Source organism: Burkholderia sp. AU33803 (assembly GCF_002223095.1).
Lineage (GTDB): Bacteria > Pseudomonadota > Gammaproteobacteria > Burkholderiales > Burkholderiaceae > Burkholderia.
The window spans coordinates 226,259-242,834 of record NZ_NKFJ01000005.1; the positions used below are offsets into that span (position 1 = coordinate 226,259).

A 16,576-nucleotide genomic window follows, 5' to 3' on the forward strand; every position below is an offset into this window, starting at 1 on the left:
CTTGACCGCAGTTTCGCAGTTTCCGCAGTTCCTTTTGACTCGAGCTTTCCCAAGGAAACCCATCGTGAAGTCTTCCGGATCGGCGCGTACGGCGCGCCGCAATGCTGCCCTGTCCTCCTCCGACGCCTCGACGGACACCGTCGCCACCGCCGCGAACGGCCGTGCGAAAACGGCAACGAAACCGAAAGACCCGATACGTCAGACAAAACGCGCGACGAAAGCCGCCGGCCCGGCTGCCCGCACCGCGGCCCGCACGGCCGGTGCACCGAAGTCCGGCACGCGCACGCGCGACGACAAGGACGGCCCGCTGTTCGAAGACATCCGCTTCCTCGGCCGCCTGCTCGGCGACGTCGTGCGCGAGCAGGAAGGCGACACCGTGTTCGACGTCGTCGAGACGATCCGCCAGACCGCGGTCAAGTTCCGCCGCGAGGACGACAGCGAAGCCGCGCAGACGCTCGAGAAGAAGCTGCGCAAGCTGACGCCGGAGCAGACGGTGAGCGTCGTGCGCGCGTTCAGCTATTTCTCGCACCTCGCGAACATCGCGGAAGACCGCCACCACAACCGCCGCCGCCGCATCCATGCGCTGGCCGGCTCCGCGTCGCAGCCCGGCACGGTCGCGTACGCGCTCGAACAACTGAAGACGACCGGCAACGCGTCGAAGCGCCTGCTGCAGCGCTTCTTCGACGATGCGCTGATCGTGCCGGTGCTGACCGCGCACCCGACCGAGGTGCAGCGCAAGAGCATCCTCGACGCGCAGCACGACATCGCGCGCCTGCTCGCCGAACGCGACCAGGAACTGACGAGCCGCGAGCGCCAGCACAACGAAGCGATGCTGCGCGCGCGCGTCACCGCGCTGTGGCAGACCCGCATGCTGCGCGACTCGCGCCTGACGGTCGGCGACGAGATCGAGAACGCGCTGTCGTACTACCGCGCGACGTTCCTCGACGAACTGCCCGCGCTGTACGGCGACATCGAGGCCGCGCTCGCCGAGCACGGCCTGTCCGCGCGCGTACCCGCGTTCTTCCAGATGGGCAGCTGGATCGGCGGCGACCGCGACGGCAACCCGAACGTGACCGCGCCGACGCTCGACGAAGCGATCAACCGCCAGGCCGCGGTGATCCTCGAGCACTATCTCGAACAAGTGCACAAGCTTGGCGCCGAGCTGTCGGTGTCGAACCTGCTCGTCGGTGCGAACGACGCGGTGAAGGCGCTCGCGGCAGCCTCCCCCGACCAGTCGCCGCACCGCGTCGACGAACCGTATCGCCGCGCGCTGATCGGCATCTACACGCGCCTTGCCGCCAGCGCGCGCGTGCGTCTCGGCGAAGGCACGGTGCCGGTGCGCAGCGCGGGCCGCGGCGCGCCGCCCGTGCGCGCGGTCCCGTACGCGGATTCCGAAGCGTTCGTCGCCGACCTGAAGGTGCTGACCGCGTCGCTCGACGAACATCACGGCACGTCGCTCGCCGCGCCGCGCCTCGCGCCGCTCGTGCGCGCGGCCGAAGTGTTCGGCTTCCATCTCGCGAGCATCGACCTGCGCCAGAGCTCCGACATCCACGAAGCCGTGGTCGCCGAACTGTTCGCCCGCGCGGGCGTCGAGGCCGACTATGCGGCGCTCGCCGAGGAAGACAAGCTGCGCGTGCTGCTCGCCGCCCTCGCCGATCCGCGTCCGCTGCGCTCGCCGTATTTCGAATACTCGGCGCTCGCGCAGAGCGAGCTCGGCGTGTTCGAGAAGGCGCGCGAAGTCCGCGCGCAATTCGGCGCACGTGCGGTACGCAACTACATCATTTCGCATACGGAAACCGTCAGCGACCTCGTCGAAGTGCTGCTGCTGCAGAAAGAGACGGGCCTGCTCGAAGGCGCGCTCGGCGTCCCGGGCGGCGATGCGAAGAACAGCCTGATGGTGATCCCGCTGTTCGAGACGATTCCCGACCTGCGCGACGCCGCGCGCATCATGCGCGAGTACTTCGCACTGCCGGGCATCGACGCGCTGATCGCCCACCAGGGCGCCGAGCAGGAAGTGATGCTCGGCTATTCGGACAGCAACAAGGACGGCGGCTTCCTGACGTCGAACTGGGAGCTGTATCGTGCGGAGCTCGCGCTCGTCGACCTGTTCCGCGACCGCAAGATCACGCTGCGGCTGTTCCACGGCCGCGGCGGCACGGTCGGCCGCGGCGGCGGCCCGACCTACCAGGCGATCCTGTCGCAACCGCCGGGCACCGTGAACGGCCAGATCCGCCTGACCGAGCAGGGCGAGGTGATCGCGAGCAAGTTCGCGAACCCGGAGATCGGCCGCCGCAACCTCGAGACGGTCGTCGCCGCGACGCTCGAAGCGACGCTCCTGCCGCAGAACAACGCGCCCGCGCAGTTGCCGGCGTTCGAGGCCGCGATGCAGACGCTGTCCGATGCGGCGATGGCCGCGTACCGCGCGCTCGTCTACGAAACCCCGGGCTTCACCGACTACTTCTTCTCGTCGACGCCGATCACCGAGATCGCCGAGCTGAACATCGGCAGCCGCCCGGCGTCGCGCAAGCTGCAGGATCCGAAGCAGCGCAAGATCGAGGACCTGCGCGCGATTCCGTGGGGCTTCTCGTGGGGCCAGTGCCGGCTGCTGCTGACCGGCTGGTACGGTTTCGGCAGCGCGGTGAGCGCGTATCTCGACGGCGCGCCGGACGACGCCGAGCGCACGAAGCGCGTCGCGCTGCTGAAGAAGATGAACAAGACCTGGCCGTTCTTCTCGAACCTGCTGTCGAACATGGACATGGTGCTCGCGAAGACCGACCTCGCGGTCGCGTCGCGCTACGCGCAGCTCGTTTCCGACCGCAAGCTGCGCAAGCACGTGTTCGAGCGGATCGTCGCGGAATGGGAGCGCACGTCGCAGGCGCTGGCGGAAATCACGGGGCACGAAGGCCGCCTCGCGACCAACCCGCTGCTCGCGCGCTCGATCAAGAACCGCTTCCCGTATCTCGATCCGCTGAACCACCTGCAGGTCGAGCTGATCAAGCGCCACCGTGCCGGCGACACGAACGCGCGGCTGCGCCGCGGGATTCACCTGACGATCAACGGGATCGCGGCCGGCCTGCGCAACACGGGCTGATCCGCGTGCGGCGCGGTGTGATTCCCGCGCCGACTGACGTCTTGAAAGCCGCGATACGCGATGATGCGTATCGCGGCTTTTTTCATGCGCCGGCGAAGCCGTGCCGGCACACCTCGCGCTCAGTGCGCGTCGATCAGCAACGCGTCGTGTTCGAACGAACCGTCGGGCTGCACCGCGTAGTAGCCGCGCACTTCGTCCGGCGCATGCGCCCACAGCGCGCGAATGCCGGTGACGCTGTCGGCCGGCGTGCGGATGCGCGCGACCCACGTATCGAAATCGATCGGCAGCCGCCAGCGGCTGTGCACGTGCGCGTCGAAGCCGGCTTCGCGGAACATCGCGAGCCATTCGTCCGCCCGGTAGTCGCGCACGTGCGACGCGTCGCGCAGCACTTCCGCGGCCTGCAGGTACGTATCGAGAAGCGGATGGTCGTTGCCGGCGATATCGATCATCAACACGCGGCCGCCCGGTTTCAGCACGCGGCGCACCTCGGCAAGCGCCGCGCGCATGTCGTGCCAGTGGTGCGCGCTCATCCGGCTCACGACCCAGTCGAACGTCGCCGTGTCGAACGGCAGTCGCTCGGCCGGCCCCTGCTGCGTACGGATGTTCGCGAGCCCGCGTTCGCGCGCGGCGGCGTCGACGGTCGCGAGCATCTGCGCGGCGAGATCGTAGGCGACCACGTCGCGCACGTGCGGCGCGACGGCGAAGCTGGCATGGCCGGCGCCGCAGCCGAGATCGAGCACCGCGGCGTCGGGCGTGGCGCGCACCGCATCGGCGAGCGTCTGCAGATCGGCGCCCGTCGCGTGGACCGTGCTCGTCAGATAGGCGGCGGCCGTCGTGCCGAATGCGTCGGCGACCTGGTCGTGGTGTTTCATCGTTCGCTCCTTTGTACCGTTGCCGGTGCGACAGGCGCCTCAGCACCTGCTCCGGCCCCATGCAACGCGTTTTGTGGGACGCTCGCTGCCCTGCCAGCGTGCGAGCCGCTACAATAGGCCTGCGCTTGTACCAGTACAAGTTAAGCAATTATTCTGGTATTCGATACACCTGTCTGACCGTTGCCGCGCCTCCGTTTCCATTTCGCCGTTTCCGTATGAACCACCCGTCCTCCGCTCCCGTCCCGCCGCTCGACGCCTCGCCCGCCCGCGCACTCGGCGAATTCATCCGCGCCCACCGCGAGCGGCTGTCGCCGCAGGCCGTCGGCCTGCCGCCCGGCCCGCGCCGCCGCACGCCGGGGCTGCGGCGCGAGGAAGTCGCGCAACTGTGCGGCGTCAGCCCGACCTGGTACACGTGGATCGAACAGGGCCGCCCGGTGTCGGCGTCCGCCGACGCGCTCGCGCGGATCGCCGTCGCGCTGCAACTGTCGAAAGCCGAGCGCGCCTACCTGTTCGAGCTGGCCGCGCAGCGCGACCCGGCGGAGCCCGACGTCGCGGCCGGCGACCTGCCGCCGACGCTCGCCGCGACCGTCACGGCCATCGCGACGCCCGCGTACGTGCTCGACCGGCAATGGAACGCCCTCGCATGGAACGCGCCGGCCGCCGCGCTCTTTTCCGGCTGGCTCGACGGCGAGCACGACCGCAACCTGCTGCGCTTCACGTTCATGTCGCCGGCCGCGCGCACGCTGATCGTCGACTGGGAAACCCGCGCGCGGCGGCTCGCGGCCGAATTCCGCGCCGATTCGATCCGTCACCTGACCGATGCGCCGACGCGCGCACTGATCGACGCGTTGACCGCCGGCAGCGACGCGTTCGCGCAGTACTGGGCATCGCAGGACGTGTTCGAACGCGAAGGCGGCCTGCGCGAATTCGACCATCCGGCCGACGGCCGCCTCGTGTACCAGCAGATCACGCTGAAGCCCGCGCACCGCGAGGACCTGAAGCTGGTCGTGCTGGTGCGCGACTGAACGGGCCGGCCCGCGCCGGGCACGGTCGGCAGGCCGCCGCGAACGGCCGCGCGCCGCGGCGGGCAGGCCCGCGAATGTTAGAATCGCGGGATTCCTCGGCGGCGCACGCCGCTCAATCTCCCTTCGAAGAATCGCCATGACGTCCCAACTGCACAAAAAGGGCGAGGCCTGGTCGGCCCGCTTCTCGGAACCGATGTCCGAGCTGGTCAAGCGCTACACGTCGTCGGTATTTTTCGACAAGCGCCTCGCGCTCGTCGACATCGCCGGCTCGCTCGCGCACGCGAACATGCTCGCCGCGCAGAAGATCATCAGCGCCGACGACCTGGCCGCGATCGAACGCGGGATGGCACAGATCAAGGGCGAAATCGAGCGCGGCGAATTCGAATGGCAGCTCGACCTGGAAGACGTCCACCTGAACATCGAGGCGCGCCTGACCGCGCTGATCGGCGACGCCGGCAAGCGCCTGCACACGGGCCGCTCGCGTAACGACCAGGTCGCGACCGACATCCGCCTGTGGCTGCGCGGCGAGATCGACCGCATCGGCGGCCTGCTGAACGACCTGCGTGGCGCGTTGCTCGACCTCGCGGAACAGAACGCCGACACGATCATGCCGGGCTTCACGCACCTGCAGGTTGCCCAGCCCGTCACGTTCGGCCACCACCTGCTCGCATACGTCGAGATGTTCTCGCGCGACGCGGAGCGCATGCGCGACTGCCGCACCCGCGTGAACCGCCTGCCGCTCGGCGCGGCCGCGCTCGCCGGTACGAGCTACCCGATCGATCGTCACGCGGTGGCGAAGACGCTCGGCTTCGACGGCATCTGCGCGAACTCGCTCGACGCGGTGTCGGATCGCGACTTCGCGATCGAATTCACGGCGGCTTCCGCGCTCGTGATGACGCACGTGTCGCGCTTCTCCGAGGAACTCGTGCTGTGGATGAGCCCGCGCGTCGGCTTCATCGACATCGCCGACCGCTTCTGCACCGGCAGCTCGATCATGCCGCAGAAGAAGAACCCCGACGTGCCCGAGCTCGCCCGCGGCAAGACGGGCCGCGTGAACGGCCACCTGATGGCGCTGCTGACGCTGATGAAGGGCCAGCCGCTCGCGTACAACAAGGACAACCAGGAAGACAAGGAACCGCTGTTCGACACGGTCGACACCGTCGCCGACACGCTGCGGATCTTCGCCGAGATGGTGGCCGGCATCACCGTGAAGCCGGACGCGATGCGCGCGGCCGCGCTGCAAGGCTTCTCGACCGCCACCGACCTCGCCGACTACCTGGTCAAGCGCGGCCTGCCGTTCCGCGATGCGCACGAAGCCGTCGCGCATGCCGTGAAGATCTGCGACGACCGCGGGATCGACCTGGCCGACCTGACGCTCGACGAGATGAAGCAGGAGCTGCCGAACGTCGCGCACCTGATCGGCGAAGACGTATTCGGCTACCTGACGCTCGAGGGCTCGGTCGCGAGCCGCAACCACCCCGGCGGCACCGCGCCCGACCAGGTGCGTGCGGCGGTCAAGGCCGCGCGCGCCGCGCTCGGCCAGTAAGCGTGCTGTTCCGGACGGACGCCCTCGGCGTCCGTTTTTCATTCGGGCGGCCGTCGCGCCGCCCATCGCCTTCCCTGCTTCCCGAATGCCGCCGATGACCTTTTCCGCCGCGCTCTTCGACATGGACGGCCTGCTCGTCGATTCCGAGCGGACCATCATGAATACGTGGATCGACGTGTCGAATGCGCACGGCGTCACGCTGACCACAACCGACTACCTGCAGATCGTCGGCCGCTCGTTCGCCGAAGGCCAGGTCATCCTGGCACGGCTGATCGGTAACCCCGATACGTTCGACGCGGTGCGCATCCGCGTGCGCGAACAGCTCGCGGCGCCCGAACCGCATCCGAAGTTTCCGCTGAAGCCCGGCGCGTTCGCGCTGCTCGACGCGCTCGCGCAAGCCGGCATTCCGTGCGCGGTCGCGTCGTCGTCCGCGTGCGAGGTCATCCGCTCGCGACTCGACGCGGTCGGCGTGCTGCCGTTCTTCCGCGCGATCGCGGGCGGCGACGAAGTCGCGCGCGGCAAGCCGGATCCGGCCGTCTACCGGCTCGCGGCCGAACGCCTCGGCGTGCCTGCCCACGCCTGCGTCGCGTTCGAGGACAGCGACTTCGGCGCGCAATCGGCCGCCGGCGCGGGTGCATCGGTCATCACCGTGCCCGACCTGAAGGCGCCGACGCCCGAAATCGTCGCGCTGAGCCTGCACGTGCTCGCGTCGCTCGACGATGCGGTCGCGCTCGTGCCGTCGTGGTTCGGCGGGCTCGAGACGCAACGGCCCGCCTGACTCACGGCCGCCAAATGAAAAACGGGCACCTTTTCGGGTGCCCGTTTTGCTTTTGGCTGTCTCGCCGAATCACCGGCGTCGCCATTGCACTTACTTGTTGCCGGCCGTCTCCGACAGCCGCTTCATCGTCGCGATGCGCGCGCCGATCAGGTCGACGCGGCCGTCCTCGCCGACGAGCGGTGCCGTCGCATCGCGGAACCCGACCCACGCGCGCTGCGCGCGGACGAGCGTCGCGGCCGAATGCGCGGGCATCTTGCGGCGCAGCTTCTGGTAATAGCGGTTCAGGTCGAACAGCGCATGCTCGCACGCGGCGTCCTGTTCGCACGGCCGCACGCGGCGCACGGCCGGATCGCGCGGCGCGTTCGCCGGCTTGGCGTTCGGTTTGGCGTTCGGCTTGGCCGCGCTCGGCGCATCACCCGCGCTACCCTGCGCAGCGCTCGTAGCCGCGACCGGCACGGCGGCGGGCGGCGGTGCATAACGATCGGCCGCTGCGCGCAGCGCCAGCGCGCGATCGCGCACCGGCTGCAGTTGCAGGTCGGCACTCGACATCGCGTACGACGTCCCGCGCGTGGTGTCGTACACGGCCTTCAGCAGAAGCACTTCGTCCTTGCGCCACGTGAGCCAATGGCGCTGGCTGTCCTGCCAGCCGCGCTTCGCATCGGCCGGCGCATCCTTCAACAGGCGCTGGTACGCGCCGTCCATCACGGCCTGCCACTGCTGCTGCGCTTCGCCCATGCACTGGATCTGGCCGGCCGGCGAAGACCGGTCGCGCCGCGCGAGACACTGCCGCATCGCGACGTCGATCGGGTCGGCCGCCGCGACTTCCGCGTGCACGACCCCGACGCCCGCCAGCCCTGCCGACCCTGCCGCCCAGACGACGAGCGCGGCCAGCGCCGCACGCATCGCCCGGATTCGTCCGTGCGCCGCCATCAGTCGCGCACGCAGTCGACGAAGTACTCGACGCGGCCGTTCACCTCTTCCGCGACGAGGCCGTGGATGTCGGTGTGGAAGCCCGGGAAGCGTTCGTTGAAGTCGCGCGCGAACCGCAGGTAGTTCACGATCGTCTTGTTGAAGCGCTCGCCCGGGATCAGCAGCGGAATGCCCGGCGGGTACGGCGTGAGCAGGATGCTCGTCACGCGGCCTTCGAGCTCGTCGAGCGGCACGCGGTCGATCTTGCGGTGCGCGAGCTTCGCGAACGCGTCCGACGGCTTCATCGCCGGTTCCATGTCCGACAGGTACATCTCCGTCGTCAGGCGGGCGATGTCGTTCGCGCGGTACACGTCGTGGATCTGCGTGCACAGGTCGCGCAGGCCGACACGCTCGTAGCGCGGATGCTGCGCGACGAATTCCGGCAGCACGCGCCACAGCGGCTGGTTGTTGTCGTAGTCGTCCTTGAACTGCTGCAGCTCGGTCACCATCGAGTTCCAGCGGCCCTTCGTGATGCCGATCGTGAACATGATGAAGAACGAGTACAGGCCGGTCTTCTCGACGATGATCCCGTGCTCGGCCAGGTACTTCGTGACGATCGCGGCCGGAATGCCGGTCTCGCCGAACTCGCCGTCGACGTCGAGCCCCGGCGTGATGATCGTCGCCTTGATCGGGTCGAGCATGTTGAAGCCTTCCGCCAGCGGGCCGAAGCCGTGCCAGTGGTCGTTCGGCTTCAGCATCCAGTCCTCGCGCGAACCGATGCCTTCTTCCGACAGGTTGTCCGGGCCCCACACGCTGAAGAACCAGTCGTCGCCGTATTCGGCGTCGACCTTGCGCATCGCACGGCGGAAGTCGATCGCCTCGGCGATCGATTCCTCGACGAGCGCGGTGCCGCCCGGCGGCTCCATCATCGCGGCCGCGACGTCGCACGACGCGATGATCGCGTACTGCGGGCTCGTCGACGTGTGCATCAGGTACGCCTCGTTGAAGCGGTGCTTGTCGAACGTGCGGTTCTCCGAATCCTGCACGACGATCTGCGAGGCCTGCGAGATGCCCGCGAGCAGCTTGTGCGTCGAGTGCGTCGCGAACACGAGGGCGCCGGTGCGCGGACGGCCGTCGCCGATCGCGTGCATGTCGCGGTAGAAATCGTGGAAGGTTGCGTGCGGCAGCCACGCTTCGTCGAAGTGCAGCGTGTCGAGCAGGTCGCCGAGCAGGTCCTTGATCATCTCGACGTTGTAGACGACGCCGTCGTACGTGCTCTGCGTGATCGTCAGGATGCGCGGCTTCATGTCCGGGTTCTCGCGCATCGCTTCGCGCGCGAACGGGTTCGCCTCGATCTTCTTGCGGATGTTCTCCGGCTTGAATTCGTCGCGCGGGATCGGCCCGATGATGCCGAAATGGTTGCGCGTCGGCGTGAGGAACACGGGAATCGCGCCCGTCATCGTGATCGCGTGCAGGATCGACTTGTGGCAGTTGCGGTCGACCAGCACGATGTCGCCCGGGGCGACCGTCGCGTGCCAGACGATCTTGTTCGACGTCGACGTGCCGTTGGTCACGAAGAACAGGTGGTCCGCGCTGAAGATGCGCGCCGCGTTGCGCTCGGACGCCGCGACGGGGCCCGTGTGGTCGAGCAGCTGGCCGAGTTCGTCCACGGCGTTGCAGACGTCCGCGCGCAGCATGTTCTCGCCGAAGAACTGGTGGAACATCTGGCCGAGCGGGTTCTTCAGGAATGCGACGCCGCCCGAGTGGCCCGGGCAGTGCCACGAGTACGAGCCTTCGTCCGCGTACTTGACGAGTTCCTTGAAGAACGGCGGCGCGAGCGAGTCGAGATAGACCTTCGCCTCGCGGATGATGTGGCGTGCGACGAACTCCGGCGTGTCCTCGAACATGTGGATGAAGCCGTGCAGCTCGCGCAGGATGTCGTTCGGCAGGTGGCGCGACGTGCGCGTCTCGCCGTACAGGAAGATCGGGATGTCCGCGTTGCGGCGGCGCACTTCGGTGACGAACGCGCGCAGCTCGATGATCGCGGTCGCGAGTTCGGGCAGCTCGCCGTCCTGGCCGGTCTCGCCGAGCATGAGTTCGTCGTCGTCGATCGACAGGATGAAGCACGACGCGCGGCTCGACTGCTGCGCGAACGACGTCAGATCACCGTAGCTCGTGAGGCCGAGGACTTCGACGCCCTCCTTCTCGATCGCTTCGGCCAACGCCCGGATGCCGGAGCCCGAGATGTTCTCGGAGCGGAAATCTTCGTCGATGATGACGACGGGGAAACGAAACTTCATGGGCGATTCTCCAAAAAGAACGACCGCGGCGCGTCACGCGCAGCGGTCACCCGGAAACTGGTGAGACGTTATGCAACCAGATCAGGTTTTCGGCAGCGTGACACCACGCTGCCCCTGATACTTGCCGCCGCGATCCGCGTACGACACGTCGCACACTTCGTCGCTCTCGAAGAAGAGCACCTGGGCGACGCCTTCGTTCGCGTAGATCTTCGCGGGCAGCGGCGTGGTGTTCGAGAATTCCAGCGTGACGTAGCCTTCCCACTCGGGTTCGAACGGCGTCACGTTGACGATGATCCCGCAGCGCGCATAGGTCGACTTGCCGAGGCAGACCGTCAGCACGGTGCGCGGGATGCGGAAATATTCGACGGTGCGGGCCAGCGCGAACGAGTTCGGCGGGATGATGCACACGTCGCCCTTGAAATCGACAAACGAACCCTCGTCGAAGTTCTTCGGATCGACGATCGTCGAGTTGATGTTCGTGAAGATCTTGAATTCGTCCGCGCAGCGGATGTCGTAGCCGTAGCTCGACGTGCCGTAGCTGACGATCCGGCGGCCGTCCTCGGACGCGCGGACCTGATCGGGCACGAACGGCTCGATCATCTTGTGCTCTTCGGCCATGCGCCGAATCCATTTGTCGGACTTGATGCTCATATCGGGGCGCCTGGAAACGCTGCGTGACGGGAAACGAAGGCCGCCATTCCGGACGGCGGCCAGGGAAAGGCCGACATTTTACGCGATCATCGGCCCGCGCACGCGGCGGCCATCAACGGATCACGCCACAGGCGAGCGCGGGCCCCGCGCCATGCTGCGGAAACGCGGGATCGCTCGAGTCGCGGTGCACCAGCGCCGCGCGGTTCATCGCCGAGCGCACGCCATCGAGGGCCAGATCGGGCGCGACGATGAAGCCGGCCGCGACGCCGTTCGCGTCCGCATGGATGTTGCCGAGATCGCCGGCGACGCGGGCACCCGCGCGCAGCCGGTCGGCCGCCGGCGCGAACACCTGGCCGGCGCTCGAGCCATCGCCCGCGTTGCAGTCGCCGCGTTCGTGTACCTGTAGGGCGTGATCGCTGTTCGGCGGCAGCCCGGCCAGGTTGTAGGTAACCTGCACGCCGTCCGGACGCTCGACGAACGTCACCGCGCCGCGCGCCTGCGAGCCGACCGTCGGCTGCAGCTGTGCGTCGGCCCGTTTTTCGTGCGACGAGGAAAAGGAGGTGCAGCCGGCCAGCAGGCCCAGCGCGGCGGCGGCCAGCAGCGCGCACCGCACGCGGCCGGCGTACACGCCGTGATGTCGTTGTTTCATTCGATCCTCATGCCGGCTGACGGCCGTTTGACACGACGGCCGCGCCGGGCGGGTAAAGGGACCCGGGAAAAGTCGCCATGATACCGCGCCTCGCGGCGCCGTAAACAGCGTGAGGCCCCGCCCCGCAAGGGTTTTACGTATTTTGAACAACGATCGACGGGAACTTCGACGTCATGTCGCGCGATCGCTCGGCAATCGCCAGCGCCACCCCGCGCGCGATTTCGCGATAGCGACGCGCCAGCGCGCCGTCGGCATCGGCCACGACCGTCGGCGTGCCGCTGTCGGCGCGCTCACGGATCGCGATGTCGAGCGGCAGGCTGCCGAGCACGTTCACGCCGTACTCCTTCGCCATCCGCTCGGCCCCGCCGGCGCCGAAGATGTGCTCCTCGTGGCCGCAGTTCGAGCAGGTGTGGATGCTCATGTTCTCGACGATGCCGAGGATCGGAATCCCGACCTTCTCGAACATCTTCAGGCCCTTCTTCGCGTCGAGCAGCGCGATGTCCTGCGGCGTCGTGACGATCACCGCGCCCGTGACGGGCACGCGCTGCGCGAGCGTCAGCTGGATGTCGCCCGTGCCGGGCGGCATGTCGACGATCAGGTAGTCGAGCTCGCGCCAGTTGGTCTGGCGCAGCAGCTGCTCGAGCGCGGAAGTCGCCATCGGGCCGCGCCACACCATCGGGTTGTCTTCCTCGATCAGGAAGCCGATCGAGTTTGCCTGCAGCCCGTGGCCGACGAGCGGGTTCATCGACTGGTTGTCGGGCGACTCGGGGCGTTGGCCATGGATGCCCAGCATCGTCGGCAGCGACGGACCGTAGATGTCGGCGTCGAGGATACCGACCGACGCGCCTTCCGCGGCAAGCGCGAGCGCGAGGTTGACGGCCGTCGTGCTCTTGCCGACACCGCCCTTGCCCGACGCGACCGCGACGATGTTCTTCACGTTCGGCAGCAGTTTCACGCCACGCTGCACCGTGTGCGCGACGATCTCCTGCGAGACCGCGACGCGCGCGTCGCGCACGCCGGCCACGGCCTGGAGCGCCGCGGTGATGCGGGCGCGCACGTCGTCGTGCTGGCTGCGCCCGGGATAACCGAGCACCACGTCGAGCGCCACGACGTCGCCGTCGATCGCGACGTTGCGCACGCCCTTGTTCGCCGCATACGGACGGCCGGTATTGGGGTCGACGACAACCGCCAAAGCGGCGTCGACTTGTGCCCGGTCAATGCTCATCGAAACTCCGTGAAAACGTTTTTCTCGCGCGCAAACGTCAAAAAATATCAAATTACGGCGCGAAAATCGGGAAAAGTGAAAGAATCTGTTGCACGCCATTGCGCGAACGCGCGACCCGGCGCACTCTTCGCGTGCGGCATGCTATGGGGCCAAATCGGCCACTTACCGCCTATATTGTAGAGGCTGACGCGTCGCACTGTCCCAACAGCCACGCTGACGGACAGGGCATGCAGCCACCTCGGCGGCTGCCGCGGGCACGGGCTGCCCTCCTTTTTCGGGCGGCCCGCGCAGGGAGCCGTAACTGTTGTTGTCGTCGTTGTCGACTCGTTCAACCAAGAGAGGAATCCAAGATGAACATGAAAATCGCGACCCGCTTGTCCGTCTTCGCATTGGCCGGCGCCCTGCTGGCAGGCTGCGCCACGCAGCAAGGCAACAATACGGCCGTCGGTACCGGCACGGGTGCGGCGCTGGGCGCAGGCATCGGCGCACTGGCGGGCGGCGGCAAGGGCGCGGCGATCGGCGCAGGCGTCGGCGCACTGGTCGGCGGCGTGACGGGTTACAACTGGCAGGCGATCAAGAACAAGCTCGCGCCGTCGGCGGCGCAAACGGGTACGCAAGTGACCGAGCAGCCGGACGGCTCGCTGAAGCTGAACGTGCCGAGCTCGGTGACGTTCGCGACGAACCAGTACGCGATCACGCCGGCCTTCACGCCGCTGCTGAACGACCTGGCGACGACGCTGAACCAGAACCCGCAAGTGACGGCATCGATCGTCGGCTACACGGACAGCACGGGCTCGGCCCAGCTGAACCAGACGCTGTCGCAGAACCGCGCGCAAAGCGTCGTGAACGCACTGGCGCAGCGCGGCGTGAACGCCGGCCGCCTGTCGGCGCAGGGCATGGGCGCATCGAACCCGATCGCGGACAACGCGACCGAAGCCGGCCGCGCACAGAACCGCCGCGTCGAAATCTACCTGCGCGCAGCGCAGGCGCAGTAAGCGCGCGACGAGGAGAAAGCGCGGGCCCGCCGCCCGCGCGGCCCCGCCGGACAAGGCTTCCGGCGGCGCCGGTAACAAATCGAAAAAATTTTCGAACTTCTGTCGCAGGCCGTGGTCAGTATTTACGGTACGCGGCTGGTGTTGCCGGCGCGTCACCATTCTCCTCTTGTCGTTGTTGCTCCGGGGCCGTATCCGCCCCGGTTTTTTTTTGCCCGCAGAATTCGTGCTGCATCGCAGCACCGCACCGTCGGGCACGCCGCATGCGCGGCCCCGCCCGTTTCGGCGCCCGGTCCTGGGGCGCCCGCCCGCGTCGCCGTTGCGCACCCCTGCTAGAATCGCAGTTTCCCGTCGTTTTTCCGCTGTTCCTCTACAGACCCTATGTCCGCATCCGACCTCACTTCCGTGCAGGCTGCGGCGCCGCAAGGTGGCCGCCAGATCCTCGTTACGTCCGCACTGCCCTATGCCAACGGGCAGATCCACATCGGCCACCTGGTCGAGTACATCCAGACCGACATCTGGGTGCGGACGCTGCGAATGCATGGCCATGAGGTCTACTACATCGGCGCCGACGACACGCACGGCACGCCGATCATGCTGCGCGCGGAGAAGGAAGGCCTGACCCCGAAGCAGTTGATCGATCGCGTGTGGACCGAACACAAGCGCGACTTCGACAGCTTCGGCGTGTCGTTCGACAACTTCTACTCGACCGATTCGGACGAGAACCGCGTGCTGAGCGAGAAGATCTACGTCGCGCTGCAGGACGCCGGCTTCATCGCCGAGCGCGAGATCGAGCAGGCGTACGACCCCGTCAAGGAAATGTTCCTGCCGGATCGCTTCATCAAGGGCGAGTGCCCGAAATGCCACGCGAAGGACCAGTACGGCGACAACTGCGAAGTGTGCGGCTCGACCTACCTGCCGACCGAACTGCTGAACCCGTATTCGGTCGTGTCGGGCGCGACGCCGGTGCGCAAGACCTCGAAGCACTACTTCTTCCGCCTGTCCGATCCGCGCTGCGAAACGTTCCTGCGCGAATGGGTGAGCGGCCTCGCGCAGCCCGAGGCGACCAACAAGATGCGCGAATGGCTCGGCGACGCCGGCGAGGCAAAGCTCGCCGACTGGGACATCTCGCGCGACGCACCGTACTTCGGCTTCGAAATCCCGGGCGCGCCCGGCAAGTATTTCTACGTGTGGCTCGACGCGCCGGTCGGCTACTACGCGAGCTTCAAGAACCTGTGCGAGCGCAACGGCATCGACTTCGATGCGTGGGTCCGCCCGGGCTCGACCACCGAGCAGTACCACTTCATCGGCAAGGACATCCTGTACTTCCACACGCTGTTCTGGCCCGCGATGCTCGAGTTCTCGGGCCACCGCACGCCGACCAACGTGTTCGCGCACGGGTTCCTGACGGTCGACGGCGCGAAGATGTCGAAGTCGCGCGGCACGTTCATCACCGCGCAGAGCTACATCGACACGGGCCTGAACCCCGAATGGCTGCGCTACTACTTCGCCGCGAAGCTGAACGCGACGATGGAAGACATCGACCTGAACCTCGACGACTTCCAAGCGCGCGTGAACAGCGACCTCGTCGGCAAGTACGTGAACATCGCGAGCCGCGCGGCAGGCTTCCTGATCAAGCGCTTCGACGGCCGCGTGCAGGACAGCGCGATGAACCATCCGCTCGTCGCGAAGCTGCGCGAGGCGATCCCGCAGATCGCCGCGCACTACGAAGCACGTGAATACGGCCGCGCGCTGCGCCACACGATGGAGCTCGCGGACGAAGTGAACGCGTACGTCGACGGCGCGAAGCCGTGGGATCTCGCGAAGGATCCGGCCAACGCGGTCGCGCTGCACGAAACCTGCAGCGTGAGCCTCGAGTCGTTCCGCCTGCTGTCGCTCGCGCTGAAGCCGGTGATGCCGCGCGTGGCCGAAGCCGTCGAGTCGTTCTTCGGGATCGCGCCGCTCGCCTGGGCCGATGCCGCAAAGCCGCTGTCGTCGGAGCAGCCGATCAAGGCGTACCAGCACCTGATGACGCGCGTCGATCCGAAGCAGATCGAAGCGCTGCTCGCCGCGAACCGCGACTCGCTGCAGGCCGAAGCCACCGGCGCGGCTGCCGCGAGCGCGAACGCGAAGGATGCGAAGAACAACGCGAAGGCGAACGCGAAGCAGGCTGTCGTGAACGGCGCGGACGACGCACCGATCTCGATCGACGATTTCGCGAAGATCGACCTGCGCATCGCGAAGATCGTCGCGTGCCAGGCCGTCGAAGGCTCGGACAAGCTGCTGCAGCTCACGCTCGACGTCGGCGAGGAAAAGACCCGCAACGTGTTCTCGGGCATCAAGTCCGCGTACCAGCCCGAGCAGCTCGTCGGCAAGCTGACCGTGATGGTCGCGAACCTCGCGCCGCGCAAGATGAAGTTCGGCCTGTCCGAAGGGATGGTGCTCGCCGCGTCGGCCACCGACGAGAAGGCCGAGCCGGGCCTCTACATCCTCGAGCCGCACAGCGGCGCGAAGCCCGGCATGCGCGTGAAGTAAGCC

12 protein-coding genes are annotated in these 16,576 nt (G+C 67.6%); 6 read left to right on the forward strand and 6 right to left on the reverse strand.

The window, feature by feature from the left end:
- The first annotated feature begins 64 nt into the window (after positions 1 to 64).
- Positions 65 to 3,091 carry a phosphoenolpyruvate carboxylase gene (gene ppc / locus CFB41_RS12905; RefSeq protein ID WP_089440786.1) on the forward strand — a complete coding sequence of 1,009 codons (3,027 nt, stop codon included), beginning with the start codon at positions 65 to 67 and terminating at the stop codon, positions 3,089 to 3,091.
- A gap of 119 nt (positions 3,092 to 3,210) precedes the next feature.
- Here ppc and CFB41_RS12910 read toward each other — a convergent pair whose 3' ends face one another.
- Positions 3,211 to 3,963, reverse strand: coding sequence for a class I SAM-dependent methyltransferase (locus CFB41_RS12910; RefSeq protein ID WP_089456747.1), 753 nt, complete (start codon positions 3,961 to 3,963; stop codon positions 3,211 to 3,213).
- Positions 3,964 to 4,178: 215 nt separating this feature from the next.
- Between CFB41_RS12910 and CFB41_RS12915 the strand changes: the two genes are divergently transcribed.
- The 3 genes from CFB41_RS12915 to CFB41_RS12925 all read left to right on the forward strand — a co-directional run bounded on the left by CFB41_RS12915 (position 4,179) and on the right by CFB41_RS12925 (position 7,312).
- Positions 4,179 to 4,988 (forward strand): helix-turn-helix transcriptional regulator, encoded by an 810-nt coding sequence (locus CFB41_RS12915; protein ID WP_089440788.1) that lies wholly within the window; start codon positions 4,179 to 4,181, stop codon positions 4,986 to 4,988.
- 136 nt (positions 4,989 to 5,124) lie between these two features.
- Positions 5,125 to 6,534 carry an argininosuccinate lyase gene (argH, locus tag CFB41_RS12920; RefSeq protein ID WP_046544646.1) on the forward strand — a complete coding sequence of 470 codons (1,410 nt, stop codon included), beginning with the start codon at positions 5,125 to 5,127 and terminating at the stop codon, positions 6,532 to 6,534.
- A gap of 94 nt (positions 6,535 to 6,628) precedes the next feature.
- A complete protein-coding gene (locus tag CFB41_RS12925) occupies positions 6,629 to 7,312 on the forward strand; it encodes an HAD family phosphatase (protein WP_089457189.1) in 684 nt (227 codons plus the stop codon).
- Positions 7,313 to 7,402: 90 nt separating this feature from the next.
- On the opposite strand, the gene CFB41_RS12930 is transcribed toward CFB41_RS12925, so the two are convergent.
- The 5 genes from CFB41_RS12930 to apbC all read right to left on the reverse strand — a co-directional run bounded on the left by CFB41_RS12930 (position 7,403) and on the right by apbC (position 13,046).
- Positions 7,403 to 8,242 (reverse strand): lysozyme inhibitor LprI family protein, encoded by an 840-nt coding sequence (locus CFB41_RS12930; RefSeq protein WP_089456748.1) that lies wholly within the window; start codon positions 8,240 to 8,242, stop codon positions 7,403 to 7,405.
- The gene (locus CFB41_RS12935; RefSeq protein WP_089440792.1) at positions 8,242 to 10,521 is read right to left on the reverse strand and encodes an arginine/lysine/ornithine decarboxylase; all 2,280 of its coding nucleotides are present in this window, start codon (positions 10,519 to 10,521) and stop codon (positions 8,242 to 8,244) included. Before CFB41_RS12935 ends, CFB41_RS12930 begins: the two co-directional genes overlap by 1 nt.
- A gap of 81 nt (positions 10,522 to 10,602) precedes the next feature.
- Positions 10,603 to 11,172 (reverse strand): dCTP deaminase, encoded by a 570-nt coding sequence (gene dcd / locus CFB41_RS12940; protein WP_006398615.1) that lies wholly within the window; start codon positions 11,170 to 11,172, stop codon positions 10,603 to 10,605.
- Between the two features lie 112 nt (positions 11,173 to 11,284).
- Positions 11,285 to 11,821, reverse strand: coding sequence for a superoxide dismutase [Cu-Zn] (sodC, locus tag CFB41_RS12945; RefSeq protein ID WP_089440793.1), 537 nt, complete (start codon positions 11,819 to 11,821; stop codon positions 11,285 to 11,287).
- 133 nt (positions 11,822 to 11,954) lie between these two features.
- On the reverse strand, positions 11,955 to 13,046 hold the full coding sequence (gene apbC, locus CFB41_RS12950) for an iron-sulfur cluster carrier protein ApbC (protein WP_089456749.1): 1,092 nt from the start codon (positions 13,044 to 13,046) through the stop codon (positions 11,955 to 11,957).
- 350 nt (positions 13,047 to 13,396) lie between these two features.
- Between apbC and CFB41_RS12955 the strand changes: the two genes are divergently transcribed.
- Together CFB41_RS12955 and metG are read left to right on the forward strand one after the other, a co-directional pair.
- Positions 13,397 to 14,041, forward strand: coding sequence for an OmpA family protein (locus CFB41_RS12955; RefSeq protein ID WP_089440795.1), 645 nt, complete (start codon positions 13,397 to 13,399; stop codon positions 14,039 to 14,041).
- Between the two features lie 378 nt (positions 14,042 to 14,419).
- Positions 14,420 to 16,573, forward strand: coding sequence for a methionine--tRNA ligase (metG, locus tag CFB41_RS12965; RefSeq protein ID WP_089456750.1), 2,154 nt, complete (start codon positions 14,420 to 14,422; stop codon positions 16,571 to 16,573).
- The last annotated feature ends 3 nt before the right edge of the window (positions 16,574 to 16,576 follow it).